This is a genomic window from Rhizobium sp. SG_E_25_P2 (genome assembly GCF_029892285.1).
GTDB lineage: Bacteria > Pseudomonadota > Alphaproteobacteria > Rhizobiales > Rhizobiaceae > Rhizobium_E.
Genome location: NZ_JARXVM010000001.1, coordinates 47633 through 63582, shown reverse-complemented (window position 1 = coordinate 63582; position 15950 = coordinate 47633). Strand labels below are relative to the sequence as shown.

The 15950-nt window shown below is 63.3% G+C and carries 14 protein-coding genes; 9 read left to right on the top strand and 5 right to left on the bottom strand.

The window, feature by feature from the left end; genetic code table 11:
- Positions 1 to 129: 129 nt before the first annotated feature.
- Positions 130 to 3084: an isoleucine--tRNA ligase gene (ileS, locus tag M2360_RS00295; RefSeq protein ID WP_280772371.1), complete on the bottom strand. Its 2955-nt coding sequence runs from the start codon at positions 3082 to 3084 to the stop codon at positions 130 to 132.
- A gap of 251 nt (positions 3085 to 3335) precedes the next feature.
- Positions 3336 to 4208, bottom strand: coding sequence for an AraC family transcriptional regulator (locus M2360_RS00290; protein WP_280772370.1), 873 nt, complete (start codon positions 4206 to 4208; stop codon positions 3336 to 3338).
- A 10-nt stretch (positions 4209 to 4218) separates the two neighbouring features.
- Between M2360_RS00290 and M2360_RS00285 the strand changes: the two genes are divergently transcribed.
- Positions 4219 to 4626, top strand: coding sequence for a DUF2000 family protein (locus tag M2360_RS00285; protein ID WP_280772369.1), 408 nt, complete (start codon positions 4219 to 4221; stop codon positions 4624 to 4626).
- Between the two features lie 7 nt (positions 4627 to 4633).
- On the opposite strand, the gene M2360_RS00280 is transcribed toward M2360_RS00285, so the two are convergent.
- From M2360_RS00280 to M2360_RS00270, 3 genes are read right to left on the bottom strand one after another with little or no spacing between them, the layout of a single operon-like run.
- The gene (locus M2360_RS00280) at positions 4634 to 5053 is read right to left on the bottom strand and encodes a DUF6691 family protein (protein ID WP_348529516.1); all 420 of its coding nucleotides are present in this window, start codon (positions 5051 to 5053) and stop codon (positions 4634 to 4636) included.
- A complete protein-coding gene (locus tag M2360_RS00275) occupies positions 5053 to 5478 on the bottom strand; it encodes a YeeE/YedE family protein (RefSeq protein WP_280772367.1) in 426 nt (141 codons plus the stop codon). The genes M2360_RS00280 and M2360_RS00275 overlap by 1 nt, the downstream gene beginning before the upstream one ends.
- Positions 5471 to 6313, bottom strand: a complete 843-nt coding sequence (locus tag M2360_RS00270) for a DUF6030 family protein (RefSeq protein WP_280772366.1) — start codon at positions 6311 to 6313, stop codon at positions 5471 to 5473. The genes M2360_RS00275 and M2360_RS00270 overlap by 8 nt, the downstream gene beginning before the upstream one ends.
- Before the next feature lie 155 nt (positions 6314 to 6468).
- On the opposite strand from M2360_RS00270, the gene M2360_RS00265 reads away from it, so the two are divergent.
- From M2360_RS00265 to M2360_RS00230, 8 genes are all read left to right on the top strand, one after another.
- Positions 6469 to 9384 carry an aminotransferase gene (locus tag M2360_RS00265; protein WP_280772365.1) on the top strand — a complete coding sequence of 972 codons (2916 nt, stop codon included), beginning with the start codon at positions 6469 to 6471 and terminating at the stop codon, positions 9382 to 9384.
- Positions 9385 to 9390: 6 nt separating this feature from the next.
- Complete coding sequence (locus M2360_RS00260; RefSeq protein ID WP_280772364.1) at positions 9391 to 10005, top strand: hypothetical protein; 615 nt, start codon at positions 9391 to 9393, stop codon at positions 10003 to 10005.
- An 84-nt stretch (positions 10006 to 10089) separates the two neighbouring features.
- Positions 10090 to 11370 (top strand): FAD-binding oxidoreductase, encoded by a 1281-nt coding sequence (locus M2360_RS00255; protein WP_280772363.1) that lies wholly within the window; start codon positions 10090 to 10092, stop codon positions 11368 to 11370.
- Between the two features lie 68 nt (positions 11371 to 11438).
- The gene (locus M2360_RS00250; RefSeq protein WP_280773047.1) at positions 11439 to 12320 is read left to right on the top strand and encodes an ABC transporter permease; all 882 of its coding nucleotides are present in this window, start codon (positions 11439 to 11441) and stop codon (positions 12318 to 12320) included.
- Positions 12317 to 13114, top strand: coding sequence for an ABC transporter permease (locus M2360_RS00245; protein ID WP_280772362.1), 798 nt, complete (start codon positions 12317 to 12319; stop codon positions 13112 to 13114). Before M2360_RS00250 ends, M2360_RS00245 begins: the two co-directional genes overlap by 4 nt.
- 35 nt (positions 13115 to 13149) lie before the next feature.
- Complete coding sequence (locus tag M2360_RS00240) at positions 13150 to 14208, top strand: ABC transporter substrate-binding protein (RefSeq protein WP_280772361.1); 1059 nt, start codon at positions 13150 to 13152, stop codon at positions 14206 to 14208.
- A 69-nt stretch (positions 14209 to 14277) separates the two neighbouring features.
- Positions 14278 to 14874 (top strand): cupin domain-containing protein, encoded by a 597-nt coding sequence (locus M2360_RS00235; RefSeq protein WP_280773046.1) that lies wholly within the window; start codon positions 14278 to 14280, stop codon positions 14872 to 14874.
- Positions 14867 to 15949 carry an ABC transporter ATP-binding protein gene (locus M2360_RS00230; RefSeq protein ID WP_280772360.1) on the top strand — a complete coding sequence of 361 codons (1083 nt, stop codon included), beginning with the start codon at positions 14867 to 14869 and terminating at the stop codon, positions 15947 to 15949. Before M2360_RS00235 ends, M2360_RS00230 begins: the two co-directional genes overlap by 8 nt.
- Position 15950 lies beyond the last annotated feature (1 nt).

The following is a 15950-nucleotide window of genomic DNA, read 5'->3' as shown; positions in this document are numbered from 1 at the left end:
TTCAGGCAGCTTTTACCGGAGATGGGCGTCAAGCGCAAATGATTCCGATCCGGAATTGCATCCCGTCAATTCGGGGCGACGCAGTCCTGTATGGAAAACGGCGCCCGAAGGCGCCGTTTTGGATTGTTGTCAGGCCTTGAGCGCGGCCAGTTCACGAAGCGCCTGCGCATCGCGCTGAGACACGTCGGGATAATCGGGGTCGGAGCCCACGTCGCGGGTGATTTTCCAGGAGCGGGCGCATTTGGCGCCTTCCGCCCGTGTCGGCTCTACCGCCACATGGGCGACGTCTTCCGAACGGAACGCTTCGGCCGGACCGTCGCCCGCCACCAGTGAAATGTCGGAGGTGATGCAGATTTCCGCGAAATCCAGACCTTCCACGGCCGCCATCAGCTCAGTGTCGGCGATGTGGACCACGGGCGCCGCTTCGAGCGAAGAGCCGATGCGCTTGTCCTTGCGCTCGATTTCTAGCGCGCCTGTTACGGCGCGGCGCACGGCGCGCACCTTCTTCCACTTCTCCGCCAGCGCCTCGTTCGACCAGTCAGCCGGGATTTCCGGGAACTGTTCGAGATGCACCGAGGCGGCCGAGGGATCGCGCGACAGCCAGGCCTCTTCCATGGTGAAGGGCATCATCGGCGCAAACCAGGTGACGAGGCAATCGAACAGCTTGCGGATCACGAACAGGGCCGAGCGCCGCTTCAGGCTCGACGGGGCGTCGCAATAGAGCGTGTCCTTGCGGATGTCGAAATAGAAGGCCGACAATTCGACATTGGCGAAATCAGACAGCGAGCGGACGATGCGCTTGAAGTCGAATTCGTCATAGCCCTGGCGCACCACCGCATCGAGTTCGGCGAGGCGATGCAGCATCAGCTTTTCGAGTTCCGGCAGATCGGCGTAAGCGATGTCCTCGCCCTGGTCATGGGCGAGTGTGCCGAGCATCCAGCGGATCGTGTTGCGGATCTTGCGATAGGCGTCGATATTGGTCTGGATGATCGTCTTGCCGAGACGCTGATCTTCCCAATAATCGGTGTTCATCACCCAAAGGCGCAGAATATCGGCGCCCGACTGGCCCATCACTTCCTGCGGCGTCACGGTGTTGCCGAGCGACTTCGACATCTTGCGGCCGTCCTCAGCCATGGTGAAGCCATGGGTGATGACCGTGTCATAGGGCGCGCGGCCGCGCGTGGCGCAGCTTTCAAGCAGCGAGGAATGGAACCAGCCGCGATGCTGGTCCGAGCCTTCGAGATAGACGTCGGCGGGCCATTTCAGGTCCGGACGGTCTTCAAGCGTGAAGGTGTGGGTGGAGCCAGAATCGAACCAGACGTCGAGAATGTCGGTGACCATCTGCCAGGTCTCGCCGTCATGCTCGGAGCCCAGGAAGCGCTCCTTGGCGCCCTCGGCGAACCAGGCGTCGGCGCCTTCCTTCTCGAAGGCTTCGAGAATGCGGGCGTTGACCGCCTCGTCCTTCAAGACAGTACCGTCCTTGTCGGCGAAGACGCAGATCGGCACGCCCCAGGCGCGCTGGCGCGACAGCACCCAGTCCGGGCGCTGCTCGATCATGGCGCGCAGACGGTTCTGGCCGCCCGCCGGCACGAAGCGGGTCTGGTCGATAGCGTTGAGCGCGCGCGAGCGCAGCGTGGCGCTATCGCCGAGGTCCTTGTCCATATAGACGAACCATTGCGGCGTGTTGCGGAAGATCACCGGCTTCTTGGAGCGCCAGCTATGCGGATAGTCATGCTTGATACGGCCGCGGGCGAAGAGATTGTTCGCGGCGATCAGCGCTTCGATGACGCGCTTGTTGGCGTCGCCCTTCTTGCCGTTGTCATCCATCACGCGCGCCGCGCCGCCTTCGGCCGAGGGGCCGAAGCCAGGGGCTTCGTCGGTGTAGAAGCCGTCGTCGCCAACGGTGAACGGAATCTTGGACGAGATGCCGCGCGCTTCAAGCGCCCGGGCATTGGCCATCCAGGCGTCAAAGTCTTCGCGGCCATGGCTCGGCGCGGTATGCACGAAGCCTGTGCCGGCGTCGTCGGTCACATGGTCGCCATCGAGCAGGGGCACGTCGAAGTCGTAACCCATGTCGGCAAGGGGGTGGGCGCAAATGATGGCGCCGAGTTCATCGCCGGTGACGCCGCGAAGGCGGGTGAATTCAAGCTTGGCCTTGGTGAAGGCGTCAGCCGCCAGTTTGTCGGCGAAAATGAGCTTCTCGCCTGGCTGCGGGCCAAAGTCATTGGCGGCTGCGGTCACTTCATAAAGGCCGTATTCGATACGGGACGAGAAGGAGATGGCGCGATTGCCCGGGATGGTCCAGGGCGTAGTGGTCCAGATGACTACCGAAGCACCAGCCAATTCGTCCTGACTTGTTGTTTGCTGACCAGGTTCTCCTCGCGGAGTCGGCTCTACGAGGCGGTGCGGAATCGGGAACTTCACCCAGATCGTATCGCTCTCGACCTCGTGATACTCGACCTCGGCCTCGGCAAGCGCCGTGCGCTCGACCACCGACCACATGATCGGCTTGGAGCCGCGATAGAGTTGGCCTGACATGGCGATCTTCAGAAGCTCGCCGGCGATGCGGGCTTCGGAATGATAGGCCATGGTCGTGTAGGGATTGTCGAAATCGCCCTCGATGCCCAGGCGACGGAATTCTTCAGACTGGATATTGATCCAGCCCTGCGCGAACTCGCGGCATTCGCGGCGGAATTCGTTGACCGGGACCTCGTTCTTGTCCTTGCCTTTTTCGCGATACTTTTCCTCGATCTTCCATTCGATCGGCAGGCCGTGGCAATCCCAGCCCGGCACGTAATTGGCGTCGCGCCCGCGCATCTGGAACGAGCGGGTGATGACGTCTTTCAGCACCTTGTTGAGCGCATGGCCGATATGGATATTGCCATTGGCGTAGGGAGGGCCGTCATGCAGCACGAATTTCTGCCGGCCGGCGGCGGAGGCGCGCAACTGCTTATAGAGATCCTGCTCCTTCCAGCGCTTGGCGATCTCCGGCTCCTTCTGCGGCAGGCCGGCGCGCATCGGGAAATCCGTCTGCGGAAGATAGAGCGTCGAGGAATAGTCGTTCTTGTCTGCGGTGTCGTTCATCGTCATACCGTCTTATGCGCTCGCGCCCGGTCGCGGGGGAGGGGCGGACAGCGCCTGCGAAAAATGGGAATATCGTGGATTGGAGTGGCGCAAACGCCAAAATCCCGGACCTCTGCTGTCGCCGTTCAGGCTGCAAAGGCCGGGCAAATAATTCGCGATATGATCCAAAGCCGCGCGCGATCCATGATGGGCGCTGTCTTAGGCGGTTTTTTTGGCAAAGGGAAGGGCGAAGGCCGCAAAACTTTGGCGCCTCAGGCCGTCCGCGCCCTCGCCATCTGCGCCCATCGCGCCGGCGTCGTTCCATAGGCGTTGCGAAACCAGCGCGTCAGATGCGCCTGATCGGCGAAGCCTGTTTCGGCCGCCACATCGGCGATATCAGCGCCTTCGCCAATTCGTTTGCGCGCCGCCTGCAGCCGCCGCATCACCAGAAACCGGTGCGGGCTAGATCCATGCATCCGCCGGAAAGCGCGGGCGATCTGGTAACGGTTGAGCCCCGACACCCTCTCCAGATCGTCGGAAGTAACCTGCTCGAAAGCGTGCTCCACCAGATAATCCCGTATCTGGCGCATGTCGGGCGTCGTTTTTACGCTGCGGCCCTTGGCAAGGCCTGCAAGCGTCGCAAGCCGTGCGGCGAGTTCGGCGAGGCAACCATCGAGCGCCAGTGGGTCGATGCCGTCCTCCATGCCGCTCAGGAGCCCTGCAAGAAGGCGTGTCACCAAGGGATCGTCGCCGACCGGCTGCTGGAGAAAGGGCAGGGTCATGATCCCCTCGGGCAGCGCGTCATAGAGCCTTGAAGGTTCGAGATAAAGCATGCGGTAGCGCAGGCCGGCGTCATCGCCGGCCTGGCCGTCATGAAGCTCATCAGGATGCAGCGCCAGCCACTGGCCGGGCAGGCTGAGCCGGCGCTCGCCGCGATAGAAGAACGTCTGCGCGCCGCTGATCGTCAACCCAAGCGCATAACTGTCATGGCGATGCGCCGCATAGGTGAAGCGCGACATCACCACTTCGATCCGTTCGAGCGCCTCGGCGTCCGGCGCGCGGCGAATATGATCGCCTTCCGCGCACAGACGTTCAAGACCAGCACTCTCCGTCCTTGCTAAGCGCCTGTCTTTATTGCCAGCCAAGGGAGTCCCCATGTTCGACACCAAAATCGTCCTGATCCTGCGCGAGGATCTGCCGTCCTGGCAAGCGCTGAATGTCGCCGCCTTTCTGATGAGCGGCGTGACGGCCGGCGTGCCCGAGATCATCGGCGAGCCCTATCTCGACCGCGACAGCAGGCGTTTCCTGCCCATCAGCGGCCAGCCGGTGATCGTGCTGGAAGCCGATGGCGAGACGATCCGCAAGGCAGCCGCGCGCATGCAGGAGCAGGGCGTGGAGGGTTCGGCCTATATCGAAGAGATGTTCTCGACCGGTCACGACGCCGCCAACCGCGCCGTCTTCTCGGAATTCGGCTCCGATGACGCAAAATTCGTCGGTCTCGCCTATCGCGCGCCCAAAAAGATCGCCGACAAAATTTCCAAGGGCGCCCACATGCATCGGTGATCTCGCCTCAATCCCGGCGGGCAAGCATCAACCGCATGACCACCATGCCCGCGATCATCGCCAGCAGAAACACATAGACTGAGGCTTCACCCAGACCGATCGCCGGAATGGCGCCGCCGGGGCAGAAGCCCGCTGCGCCCCAGCCGAGCCCGAACAGCGCCGCCCCGCCGATCAGCCTGCGGTCGAGCGCCGTCTTGGTCGGCTGGGCGAATTGCGCGTTGAGAACTGGCGCGCGGCGCATCCGGAAGACCAGCGCATAGCCTGGAATAGCGACCGCGAGCGCGCCGATCATCACGAAAGCGAGGCTCGGATCCCAACTCCCCATGACATCGAAGAAATTCATCACCTTGGCCGGGTTGATCATGCCCGAAATGGCGATTCCCAGGCCGAAGATCGCGCCGAAGGCGAGGGCGAAAAGCTCTCTCATCATGCGGCTCCGATCAGATGGCGCAGAACGAAGACGCTGACAAAGGCCGTCGCCATGAAGGTGAGCGTGGCTGCGATCGATCGTTTTGAAAAGCGGGCGATGCCGCACACGCCGTGTCCCGACGGGCAGCCGCCGCCCAGCACCACGCCGAGACCGACGACGAAACCGCCTGTTGCCAACGCCCAGGGCGTCGCGGGCGATGAGAAGGCGATCTCCCTGCCGCTTGCGAGCCAAAGAATTGGTGAAAGCGCCGCGCCGGCGAGAAACGCCGCCCGCCACGGCCAGTCCGCGGCCAAAGGCGGCAGGACGCCGGCGAGAAGTCCGGTCATGCCGGCGATGCGGCCGTGAAAGGCCATCAACAACACGGCGCTAAGGCCGATCAGGCCTCCGCCGATCAGGGATTGCAAGGGGGTGAAATCAGTCATTGCTCTCGTCTTGCTTCTTTGCGTCATGCGCAGCCGCTGGCTTTTTCTCAGCCATATCCGGCGGCAGGGGTAAATAGGCGGCGCGATTGAAATAGGCGCGGGTTCTCTTTTCGGCGTCGGTTAACGACCCGTCGCGCGACACCACCAGATTATAGCGGCCGAGACCGCTGAATTCGTTGGAAAACTTCACCCTGAGACCGAAAGCGTCGAGCGTAAACGGTTTGAGCGCCCTGATATCGGCGGCATGGTCGGCGAGGTCGCCCCAGCGGGTCTTTTCCGCCAAAAGCGTCAACATCCGCACAGCGTCGTTTGTCAAGCGGTCGCGCATTTCGGGGCTTGTGAAGATGAATTTGACGCGCGCCGACAGCAGATCGCCGTCCGGCAGGCCCTTGACCATCAGAAAGAAGCTGGATTGCTTGTCCGGCTCCGCAGTCGCGTTGAAGATCTGCTCGCCCCAGCATTCATAGGTTTTGCTGCTGAACACGCCCGGCGCCCAGCCGCTCATGGCGAAACCCGCTTCGGCAAAACTCTCACAAAGCGCCTTTGCGTCGATGCTGAGGCGGCGCAGAAAGGCGCTTTCCGCGTCCTTGATTTCACGGCGAAAGACAATCGGATCGAGCGGGATAGAGAGATTTCGCAGGCGCTTCGTCTTGGTGGCGGATGTGCCGGCGGCGATCTGTTGCGGGACTGGCGAAAGCCCCAACGCCGCGATAATCTGCTTCAGATTGGCCCCGTCGCGGGCGAGCAACACCGTTGCGCCGATCGCGCCGGCGATGACAGCGAAGGCGAGCCAGAAAAACAGGGTTCCGCGTCTGCGGATGGGAGACTTTTCCATCAGGCGCTGAGTTCCAAACCGGCGCGACCGCTCGCCTGCCTCCATTTAAGGGGGCGTCGGTCCTCTGGCAAGGCCGCTGCTCTTCTGGTGATTGCCCTAAATCATTCCAGAGATTAAGAAACCAGGCCATGTCGCCTTACTCGGGAGAAACGGCCATGACCCACCAGAACGCCGCTCAACGCGCAGACCTTCCGCGCCCTGACGTCAGCATCGATCAGGCGGCGGCGATTCTGCGAGACGCGTATGGTCTGGAGGGGCAAATCGTCGAGCTCGGCAGCCAGCAGGACCGCAATTTTCGCATCCGGACCGCCATTGGCGAGGCCTTCGTGCTGAAGATCGCCCGGACGGAGTATTCGCTGGCCGAATTGGAGGCCCAGAACGCCGCCATGCAAGCGCTCGCCGCCAAGGCGACAGGCTTCGAAGCGCCGCGCCCGGTGGCCGCGCGTTCGGGGAAAGAGATCATCGAACTGACGGTCGGCGATATGCCCTGCCGCGTCCGACTTCTCACCTATCTCGAAGGCGAGCCGCTGACCCGTCGCAAACATCTGTCCGAGGTCACCCGCCGCGCCCTCGGTCGCCTCTCGGCGGATGTGGCGGCGACGCTCGCCGGTTTCGATCATCCCGGCCTCGACCGGGCGCTGCAATGGGACATGCGAGCCGCTTACAGCGTCACGCTCGCCATGGCCTCGGCCATTCCCGATCCCGCACGGCGCGCGGCGGTGCTCACGGCGACGGAAGCCGCGGAAGCCCATCTCGCGCCTGTCCGCGACAGGTTGCGATTGCAGGCCGTGCATCACGACGTCACCGACGACAATGTCGTCGCTCGCATGGATGCTGACGGCCATCCCATCCCCGCCGGCGTCATCGATTTCGGCGATCTCATGCGCGGCTGGGTGATCGGCGATCTCGCCGTTACCTGCGCGGCGCTGCTGCATCACGCCGATGGCGATCCGTTCTTCATCCTGCCGGCAGTCGAGGCTTTTCATGCGACCTATCCCCTGACGGATGAGGAGTTGCAGGCGCTCTGGCCGCTGGTCGTGCAGCGCGCCTGCGTTCTCGCAGCCTCCGGCGAGCAGCAATTGGCGGTGGAGCCCGACAACGCCTATGTCGCCGGCAATATCGACCACGAGCGGGAAATCTTTCGCGTTGCGACCAGCCTGCCGATCGCAGTGATGCAGGCGGCAATTCTCGATGTTCTTGGAAAATCGAATGCCGCGCCCGCGCCGGCCGTGGCGCCGCTGATCGGTGATCTCGCCCCGTCCGCGCTGACGCCTCTGCGTCTCGATGCGCTCTCGGAAGTCTATCGTTCCGGAAACTGGCTGGAAGCCGACATCGATCGCCGGTTGCTCAAAGACGCTGCCGTCAGGACCGGCTTTGCTGCGACGCGTTACGGCGAACGCCGCCTGAGCCGGGCTGTGCATCATACGCCGCAAGCGCCGGCGTCCACAGCCTTGACGGTGGAACTGGCCGCTCCGGCAGGAACCCGGCTTCAAGCGCCGTTCGCTGGACGGGTTTTGCACACGGCCGGCGCGCTGGCGCTGGTTGGACAGGACCTCACTGTGTGGCTGACCGGCGCCGACGCGCTCGCCGCACCAGATACACCACTGGACATCGGCGACCAGTATGCAGCCGTGGGCGAGGAGGGTGTGGTCGGCGTCCAATTGAGCCGCCTCGGCGAGGAGAGGCCGCCCGCCTTCGTCGCTGATCATCAGGCGAGAGCCTGGATGCAACTCTGTCCGTCGCCCTCTGCGCTCCTGGGACGTGATCTCGATGCGCCGGCGCTGGCCAGCGAGGATCTGATGGCGGTGCGGCAGGCGCATTTCGCCAAGCCGCAGAAGAATTACTACCAGAACCCGCCGCAGATCGAGCGCGGCTGGCGCGAGCAGATGTACGGCACCAATGGCCGCGCCTATCTCGACATGGTCAACAATGTCGCCATCCTCGGCCATGGCCACGAGAAGCTCTCGGCGGCGGTCGGCCGGCAATGGAGCCTGCTCAACACCAATTCCCGCTTCCATTATGCCGGCATTGCCGACTTTTCCAAACGGCTCGTCGATCTCGCGCCCGAGGGCTTGGACACCGTCTTCCTCGTCAATTCCGGCTCGGAGGCCAATGATCTCGCGCTCCGGCTCGCCTGGGCGCATTCCGGCGCGCGCAACATGCTCTGCCTGCTTGAGGCCTATCACGGCTGGACGGTGGCGTCCGACGCCGTGTCCACCTCGATCGCCGACAATCCGCAGGCACTGACCACGCGGCCCTCCTGGGTGCATGCCGTCACCTCGCCCAACACCTATCGCGGACCCCATCGTGGGCCGGATTCCGCCCCCGGTTACGTCACCGAAGTGGAAAAGGCGCTGGCGCGGCTGGATGAAAAGGGCGAAGCCCTGGCGGGCTTCATCTGCGAAAGCGTCTATGGCAATTCCGGCGGCATTCCCCTGCCCAAGGGCTATCTCAAGGCTGTTTACGAGATGGTCCGCGCCCGGGGCGGCGTGACCATCGCCGATGAGGTGCAAGTCGGTTACGGTCGTCTCGGCCATTACTTCTGGGGTTTTGAGGAGCAGGGCGTCACGCCCGATATCATCACCATCGCCAAGGGCATGGGCAATGGTCATCCGCTCGGCGCCGTCATCACCAGCCGCGCCATTGCCGACAGTCTGGAGAAGGAGGGCTACTTCTTCTCCTCCGCCGGCGGCAGCCCGGTGTCCTGCGTGGTCGGCATGACCGTGCTCGACGCGCTGTTCGAGGAAAAACTGCAGGACAATGCGCGCGAGGTGGGCGATCATCTTAAGGCGCGGCTGGAGGCGCTCGGCCAGCGTTTCGATCTCGTCGGCGCGGTGCATGGCATGGGCCTCTATCTCGGCCTCGAATTCGTCCGCGACCGCCAGACGCTTGCCCCCGCCACCGTCGAGACGGCGCGGATCTGCGACCGCCTGCTCGATCTCGGGGTGATCATGCAGCCGACGGGCGATCACCTGAATGTCTTGAAAATCAAGCCGCCGATGTGCCTGTCGAAAGCCAGCGCCGACTATTTCGTCGATATGCTGGCTCGCGTGCTCGACGAAGGCTGGTGACCCCTCATGCCGCGCGCCAACCGGGTGACGCCCTTCGGAAACATCGAAGCGTCCCCGGCGCGCGGGTCTCTGATGGGCAATCGCGGCGATCTGCATGACAGGCAAGGCCGCATCGTCAGACCCTGGCGCAGCAAGGCGTGGATCAGTTGCACGCTTGAACCCCGGTCGCCGGGTTATCGGGTGATCTTCGATCAACGCGGTCACTATACGCCGCTCTTCTTTCTCGACGAGGCCGTGGCGCTCTCGGCAGGGCATCGCCCCTGCGCGCTTTGCCGCCGCCCGGCTTACAAAGCTTTTCGCACTGCGCTGGCGGAAGGTCTGGGTGAGGCGGAGCAGACGCTTTCAGCCGCCCGCATGGATCAGATCCTGCATCAGGCGCGGCACTGGCGAAGCGCGGGGCCGCATGTGGAAACACTCGGAGACCTGCCCGACGGCGGGTTCGTACTCCATGATCAAGCGCCGCATCTCCTGTGGTATGGCAATCTTCACCCTTGGAGCCACGCCGGCTATGGCGCGCCGACTGTCTTCGATCCCGCAACCAGGGTCGATGTGCTGACGCCTCCGCCCATTCTCGCTGCGCTCAAGGCCGGCTATCGCCCGCTGGTCCAGATTGGCGGCTGACGCAGCGCTTCAAATAAATGAAAATTCCTGTTTCAATTTCATTTTTCAGCGATATGCTGATGAAAACTTGGAAACAGGGGCGTGATGATGCTGACCAACGATCCGGTCTGGTCCTATGAGGCGCAACGGCGGGAGACGCCGCAGGCGACAGCGAGCAGCGGCAGCGTCGATCTGCTGGTGATCGGCGGCGGTTTCTGCGGGTTGACCGGTGCGCTTCATGCCGCGCGCCAAGGGCTCGGCGTTCGATTGGTGGATGCCGGCCGGATCGGCGAGGGCGCAAGCGGGCTGAATGGCGGCCAAGTTATTCCCGGCCTGAAATATGATCCGGATTGGCTTCTCCAGCATTTCGGCGACAAGCGCGGCGCCGCAGTGGTGGATTTCGTCTCGCGCACGGCCGACGCCGTGTTCGATCTCATCGAGCGGGAAAAGCTCGACGTTCCCCGGTCGCGCTCGGGCTGGATTCAGGCCTGTCATACGGAAAAGGCGCTCGCCGCCGCGACCGCGCGCTACAAACAATGGCGCGGCTACAGCGATCAGGTCGAGATGCTGGACGCAACGGGCATTCAGTCCGCAATCGGCGCCGATAATTATCTCGGCGGCTTTCACGATCGCCGCGCCGGCGTCATCAATCCGCTGGCGCTCACGCTGGAACTGGCGCGACTGGCTCGCGAAAACGGCGTCGAGATCCAGGAAAACAGCCGTTGCACCAGCCTTGCACGCCGCGACAATGTCTGGATCGCCCGGCTCGCCGATGGCTCCGAGATCCGGGCAGGCAAGGTGCTGTTGGCCGCCAACGCCTATTCCGACACTCTGATCCCGGGCCTCGCGGCCACGCTCGTGCCGCTTCATTCCCTGCAGATCGCCACCGCGCCGATTGCCGAGGACGTGCTGAGATCGATCCTGCCGGCCGGGCAGGCGGTGTCGGATTCCCGGCGTATCCTGGTCTACTACCGCCGCGCCGCCGGCAATCGCCTCATTCTCGGCGGTCGGGGTCCGATGCGTCTGCCGCGCGGGCCCGAGGATTGGGCGCATCTTGAGCGGGCTCTCGTCCGCTTGTTCCCGTCCTTGCGCGGCGTGGCGATCGAAAGACGCTGGTTCGGTCGCGTCGCCGTCACACTCGATCATCTGCCGCATGTGCATGAGCCTGCGCCGGGGCTGGTGACGATGGTGGGCTGCCAAGGACGCGGCGTCGGCTTGATGACCGCGTCGGGTCCGCGCCTGGTTGACTATCTCCTGAGCGGTGATCCGGACCGGCTGCCTTTGCCGCTGACGCCAATCGCGCCCATTCCTTTCCACCGTTTCCGGCAGGTCGGCGTTGGAGCTGCAATAGCCTGGTATCGCATGCTGGACGCTTTGGAGCGGTGAAGCGAGCTTGACTCTTTCTAAAAAATGAAAATGATGAACTGAATTTCATGTTTGAGTGAGCGGCCATGATGGCGATGCGGGAAAGGGTGCAGCAGGGAGGCGGATCGCGCGCGGTGTTCCGCGCTGTCATGCTGACGCCCGGCTCCTTCGTGGCTTTCGTTCTGATCCTCTTCTCGCTGGCGCTGGTGCTGTTTTTGTCGCTGCGCGTCAATGACGGCTCGCTGACCGGGGCAGGGGGCACTCTTGCAAACTATGTCACTGTCGCCACCGATCCGCTCTATGTCATGGTGGCGGTCAGGTCGCTGGTTATCGCCGGATTGGTCACGGCAGCCACGGTTGTCACCGCCTATCCCATTGCCTATTTCCTCGCCTTCCATGCCGGTCGCCATCGCGGCCTCATCCTTTTTCTGGTGACATTGCCATTCTGGACCAGCTATCTGCTCAGGGTCTTCGCCTGGAAGATCGTGCTCGCTTATAATGGCGTCCTGAATTCGGCGCTGGTCGGCAGCGGTCTGCTCAGCGAGCCGTCGCTGGCTTTTCTCAATACGCCCGCCGCCGTGGTGCTGACGCTCGCGCATGCCTATGCGCCTTTCGCGATCCTGCCGATTTTCGTGGCGCTCGACACCATGCCGAGATCGCTGTTCGAGGCGGCCGCTGATCTCGGCGCCAAGCCCTTCACCGCTTTTCGGCGTGTTGTGCTTCCTTACTCCATGCCGGGCGTGCTCTCCGGCGCGCTGGTCGTCTTCGTGCCCACCGTCGGCGACTATGTGACGCCCGCGCTGGTCGGCGGGCCGCAAAGCGTGATGATCGGCTCGCTGATCCAGGCGCAGTTCGGCAAGGCCAATGACTGGCCGTTCGGCGCGGCGCTCGCTGCCTCGGTGATGGCCTTGATCCTTGTGCTGATCCTCGTCGCCCGCATGGTCGATCGTCGTTACGGGAGCCGCCAATGACCGCGCACGCTCCACGCCTCAATGCCGGCGGGCTGCTCTGGCTCTATGTCGCAGCCTATCTGGTGTTCCTCTATTTGCCGGTCTGCCTGATCCCGCTGTTCTCCTTCAACGACGCAGTGCAGGCATCCTTTCCGCTCAAGGGTTTTACGCTCGATTGGTACAAGGCGCTTGTCGGCAATGAAGCGCTGGCTGCCGCTGTCGCCAATAGCCTGATCGTCGGCCTGACCTCGGCTTTTCTGGCGACGCTCTGCGGCGGCGCGATCGCCTATATGGATGTGTTCGGGCAATCGGTCTTCGCCAATCTCGTCTCGGCCATCGCCCGCCTGCCCATCCTGATTCCGGGCGTCATCCTCGGCATTTCGCTGCTGATCCTCGTCAATCTCGCCGGTCTCGGCCCATCGCTGACGGCCATGGTGGCGGGGCATGTGCTGGCCGGCCTGCCCACGACCGTCATGGTGATGCGGTCGCGCTTCCAGAACATTCCCCGCAGCATTCCCGAAGCCGCCGAGGATCTCGGCGCGCGCGAATTCCTGGTGCTCTGGAAAGTCATGCTGCCGCTCTCGGCCTCGGCCATCGGCTCGGCCTTCATGCTCGCCTTCCTGACCAGTTTCGACGAATTCATCATCGCCTTTTTCCTCGCCGGCTCCGATCAGACGCTGCCTCTGTTCATCTGGAGCCAGCTGCGCTTTCCGAAATCGCTGCCGATGGTGATGGCGCTCGGCAGCGTCATCCTGGCGGTCAGCATCGCCATTGCCGCCGCTGCGGAACTGCTCCGACGGCGCGGCCAGACGTGAATGGTCCAATCATAAAACCCAAGAGGAGAACGCGCATGAAAACTGGAAGACTGACCAAGATCCTGAGCGGCGCGCTCGCGGCGGCTCTGATCACGACGAGCGGATTGGCGCAGGCCGCCGACAAGCTGTCCTACTTCACCTGGTCCGGCTATGAACTGCCGGAATTCAGCAAGTCCTATCTCGCCGCCCATCCCGACGCGATCGAATATGCGATGTTCGGCGATGACGACGACGCCTTCACCAAGGTCAAGGCCGGCTTCCGACCGGATGTCGCCCATCCCTGCTATGACAAGATCGCCCGCTGGAACAAGGAAGGCCTACTGCAGCCGATCGACACCAAGCGCATCAAGAACTGGGACAAGATCTTCCCGACCTTCCGCAATCTTCCGGACCTCCAGGCCGGCGACGGCAAGGTGTGGATGGTGCCCTGGGACTGGGGCAACACCTCCATCCTCTACCGGACCGATCTGGTCGAGAATCCGGAAAAGAGCTGGTCGCTCCTCTGGGACAAGCAATATGCCGGTCGTATGGCCACGATCGACGCCGTGCATGACACGCCGCTGGTCGCCGCCCTTCTTGCGGGCGTCAACCCCTTTGACATGAGCGCGGCCGATCTCGACAAGGTCGCCGAGAAGCTCCGCGAACAGCGGCCGCTGATCTCCACCTACACCACCGACATGACCTCGGTGGAGCAGTCGCTGGCGAGCGGCGAACTGGTCGCGGCCATGACCTGGAACGCCTCCGCCGTGGCGCTCAAGAAACAGGGCGTGCCGGTGGAATTCATGAAGCCGAAAGAGGGCATGCTCACCTGGACCTGCGGCTATGTGCTGCTGAAGGACGCCAAGAATGTCGATCTGGCCTATGACTTCATCAACAGCCGTCTGGAAGCCGATTCCGGCAAATATCTGATCGAGGCCTATGGCTATGGCGCCTCGACCAGCACCGCTTTCGCCGAAGTTCCGGCCGATACGCTGAAGACGCTTGAATTGCCGTCCAATCCCGACGACATGCTCAAGACCACGGTTTTCACCGGGCCGATGAAGCAGAATGACGATCTCGCCAAGATGTTCGAAAAGGTCAAGGCGGGCGGCTGAGCCCATGCGCCGCCGCCGTCCCCCAAAGGGCGGCGGCGACCGGAGAGAAAGGACGCCAGAGTGCAAGAGATGACGGCAAGACAGATGCGGGATGCGACGGAGGCCGACGTCATTGTCGGCCGGCGGGTGCGCGCCCTCCGGCTCGAGCGCAACATGTCGCTGACGGAGCTTGCCTCCCGCACCGGCATTTCGATCGGGGCGCTGAGCCAGATTGAGCGCGGCCTGAGTTCTCTGCGCGTCAAGGTCATCTGGCCGCTCGCGGCGGCGCTGTCGGTGGAGCCTGGCGCGCTGATCGGCGAGGGGACCGACAATTCCAACGATCTCTATTGCGTCCGGGCACAGTCGCGCCGGCCGCTGCCGGTTCATTCGGAAGGTATCGGAAAATGGCTGCTGTCGCCGCCGGGTTCGCAACTCACCGGCATGCTGGTGACGGTCGAGCCGGGCGGCGGCACCGCCGAAGCCTATGCCCATAGCGGCCATGAATTCGGCTATGTGCTGACGGGCGATGTGGAACTCGAAATCGACGGCGGAACCTATCAATTGAAGCAGGGCGACAGTTTCGCCTTCAAGAGCACGCTGATGCACGCTTTCACCAACAGAGGCGCCGTCCGCGCCGAGATCCTTTGGGTCAACACCAACAAGCCGCCGGAGGCCGACAATGGCTGAGCCCTTGCTGTCGCTCGACAAGGTCCGCAAGGTGTTTCCCGGCGGACTGGTCGGCCTCGACGATATCGATCTCGAGATCGCACCGGGCGAATTCCTGAGCCTACTCGGCCCCTCCGGCTGCGGCAAGACCACCACGCTGCGCGTGATCGCTGGGTTCGAAAGCCCGACGTCGGGCAAAGTGTTGCTTGAAGGGCGCGACATCACCGCGCTCCGACCCTATGATCGACCCGTAAACACCGTCTTTCAGGACTATGCGCTGTTTCCGCATATGAATGTCACGGAGAATATTGAGTTCGGCCTGTCGCTGCGAAAGATCCCTTCTGTCGAGCGCCGCAAGAAGGTCGAGGCGGCGCTGGAGATGGTCGGCCTTCCGGATAAGGCGCAGGCCAGGGTGGGCGCTCTTTCCGGCGGTCAGCGTCAGCGCGTGGCGCTCGCTCGCGCCATCGTCTGCGAACCGAAACTCCTCTTGCTCGACGAGCCGCTTTCAGCCCTCGACGCGCATCTGCGCGAACAGATGCAGGTGGAATTGAAGCGCCTGCAGCACGAGATTGGCGCGACATTCGTGATGGTCACCCATGACCAAACCGAGGCGCTGTCGATCTCCGATCGCATCGTGGTGATGAACAAGGGCCGAATAGAGCAGGCCGCCTCTCCCGCCGAACTCTATGACCGGCCCGCCACCCGTTTCGTCGCCGGCTTTATCGGCACCATGAACCTGTTGCCGGCGCGGGTGGTCGGGGTCTCCGCTTCCGGGGTCAGTGTCGACGTCGATGGCTGGACCTTGACCATACCTTCCGATGGGGCGTCGACAAACAGGCTCGGAGACGATGTCACAATCGGCGTCAGGCCTGAGGACCTGTTCGTTTCGCGTGACGCCGCCGCTGGCGATTTGCTAGGAACAGCAGTCAGCGTCGTCTTCCATGGCAAATCGCTTCGACTTCGCGTCGAAACCGGCCATGGCAAGACGCTGTCCGTGGATGTGCCGCGGCAAGGGGAACAAAAAATCGTCGAACCGGGCGCAACCGTGGCTCTGTCGCTGCGTCCCGGGGCGACCTGCCCGATGATGGCGGGCTGAA